Source organism: Mesorhizobium sp. M5C.F.Ca.IN.020.32.2.1 (genome assembly GCF_004023105.1).
Classification (GTDB): Bacteria; Pseudomonadota; Alphaproteobacteria; order Rhizobiales; family Rhizobiaceae; genus Mesorhizobium; species Mesorhizobium wenxiniae.
On the sequence record NZ_RZSX01000839.1, the window covers coordinates 1 to 2,733 of the forward strand.

Annotated in this window: 1 protein-coding gene; it reads left to right on the plus strand. The window is 63.2% G+C overall.

The annotated features are described in order from the left end of the window. On the plus strand, positions 1 to 2,733 hold a 2,733-nt coding region (locus EOA86_RS29655; protein ID WP_281035708.1), incomplete at both ends, for a glucoamylase family protein.

Consider the following 2,733-nt stretch of genomic DNA (forward strand, 5'->3'; position numbering starts at 1 on the left):
AGATCGCCGGCGGCTCTACAATGAATCCCAGGGCGCCTGGATGGGCTGGGAACGCAAGCGCGGCAAGCTGCACGAACTGAATCTTCTGTTGCGCGGTGACAGCGACACCACCTTCCTGCCGCTGGATGTGCCGTTGCCAGAAAACGTTATCCATGTGATGACGCTCGACGCCGACACGCGCACCACCCGCGATGCCGTCGCCAGTTTGGTTGGCAAGCTTTGCCATCCGCTCAACCGCCCGCATTACGATGCGGCAAAGCGCGTTGTCACCGCCGGCTACACCATCCTGCAGCCGCGCATCACCGCTTCCCTGACCAGCGGCGACGATGCATCCTTCTTCCAGCGGGTGTTTTCCGCCAATCGAGGCCTTGATCCCTACGTATTTGCCGTCTCGGATATCTACCAGGACGTCTTCGGAGACGGCTCCTTCACCGGCAAGGGCCTCTATCATGTCGACGCCTTCGAAGCGGCGCTGAAGGGCCGCATCGACGAAAACACCATCCTCAGCCACGATCTGCTCGAAGGCGCCCTGGCACGCGCGGCGCTGGTCACGGACGTCGAACTGGTCGAGGACTATCCGACCCGCTATTCGGTAGACGCGTCGCGCCACCATCGCTGGGCACGCGGCGACTGGCAGCTTCTGGGCTTCATTCTCGATCCGCGCTCCGGCGTACCGGCGCTGTCGCGCTGGAAGATGGTCGACAATCTGCGCCGCTCGCTGACGCCGATCTTCTGGGTGATAGGGGCGATCGCCGGCTGGACGTTGCTGCCTTTCACGCAGGCCGCGCAATGGCAGGCGCTGCTGATCCTCACGCTTTTCATGGCGCCGACATTCGATATCGTCCACGCCATCCTGCCGAAAAGCGGCGACCAGACGCCGCGCGGCCATTTCTCGGCGCTGGCGCGCGACGTTGTCTTCGGCACCGCCCTGGTGGCGCTGAAGATCGTGCTGATGGCGCATCTGGCCTGGATGATGGGCGACGCCATCATTCGCACACTCTACCGTCTGTTCGTCAGTCGGCAGAATCTGCTCGAATGGCGCACTGCCTCGCAGGCGCACAAGAATGGCGACAACGATCTCGGCTCCTATTACGGCATGATGTACGGCGCGGTGGTTGTCGGGTTCGTCGGCCTCGCCATCCCGGTTCTGGCCGATTCCACCGGAGCTTTCGTCGCCTTCTTCTTCGCGCTGTTCTGGATCGGCTCGCCGGCGTTCGCTTTCTGGATCAGCCGCTCGGCCGAAACCGAGGACCGTTTGCGCATATCGGCGGCTGACATCCATACGCTGCGTACCGTTGCGCGGCGCACATGGCATTATTTCGAGACCTTCGTGACGGCCGAGCATCACAACCTGCCGCCCGACAATTTCCAGGAAAGTCCGGCGCCTGTCGTGGCGCCCCGCACCTCGCCGACCAATATCGGCGTCTATCTCCTGTCGGTGATTTCAGCGCGCGACTTCGGCTGGATCAGTCTGTCCGACGCGACCACCCGCATCGACGCGACGATGTCGACCATCGAGAGCATGCCGCGCGAGCGCGGCCATCTCTTCAACTGGTATGACACGACGACGCTGAAACCGCTCTATCCGCTCTATATTTCCGCCGTCGATAGCGGCAATCTTGCCGGCCATTTGGTGGCGGTAGCGGCCGCCTGCGCCGAATGGGCGGAAGCGCCTGCAGTCCACCTTCAGGGCGACTTCGAGGGTATCCTCGATACGGTGACGATCCTCGACGAAAGCCTGGCGGAGTTGCCTGACGACCGTCGCCAGTTGCGGCCGTTGCGCCAGCGGCTCGCCGATCGCCTCGACGGCATGCGGCGCGCGGTCGAATCGATCAAAGCTCAGCCCGAGATGGCATCGATCCGCACCATCAACCTGGCCGTTCTGGCCGGCGAGATTCGCAAGCTCGCCATCGCCATCCATACCGAGGCCGCATCGACACAGAGCGATACTATCGCCGACTGGGCGGCGAGACTGGAAGCAACCTGCGAAGCGCATGTCCATGACGCGCATAGCGACGACAATGCCGTCGAAGCCTTGCGGGCCAAGCTTCTTTCGCTGCGCGAGCGCACGCGTCGCTTCGCCTTCGAGATGGATTTCTCCTTCCTCATGCGGAAGGAACGCAAGCTCCTGTCGATCGGCTACCGGGTCGAGGAGCATCAGCTCGACGAAAGCTGCTACGACCTCCTGGCTTCCGAGGCGCGGCTGACCAGCCTGTTCGCCATCGCCAAGGGCGATCTGCCGACGGAGCACTGGTTCCACCTCGGCCGGCCGATCGTCGAGATCGGGTTCAAGGGCGCACTGATGTCCTGGTCCGGCTCGATGTTCGAGTATCTGATGCCGCCGCTGGTGATGAAGGAGGCGCAAGGCAGCATCCTCAACCAGACCAGCAAGCTCATCATCAAACGTCAGATCCAGTACGGCCGCTCGAAGAACGTGCCCTGGGGGATCTCGGAAGCGGCCTACAATGCCCGCGACCGCGAACTGACCTACCAATACACCAATTTCGGCGTGCCCGGGCTGGGCCTGAAGCGAGGTCTTGGCCAGAACACGGTGATTGCGCCTTATGCGACCGTGCTGGCGGCGCAGTTCACCCCGCGTGAATCGGTGCAGAACCTTGCCAGGCTGAGGCGGCTTGGCGCCCTTGGGCGGCACGGCTTCTACGATGCGGTCGATTTCACCCCGCAGCGCGTGCCGGAGGGCACCGACCATGTCGTCGTGCTGAACTACATGGC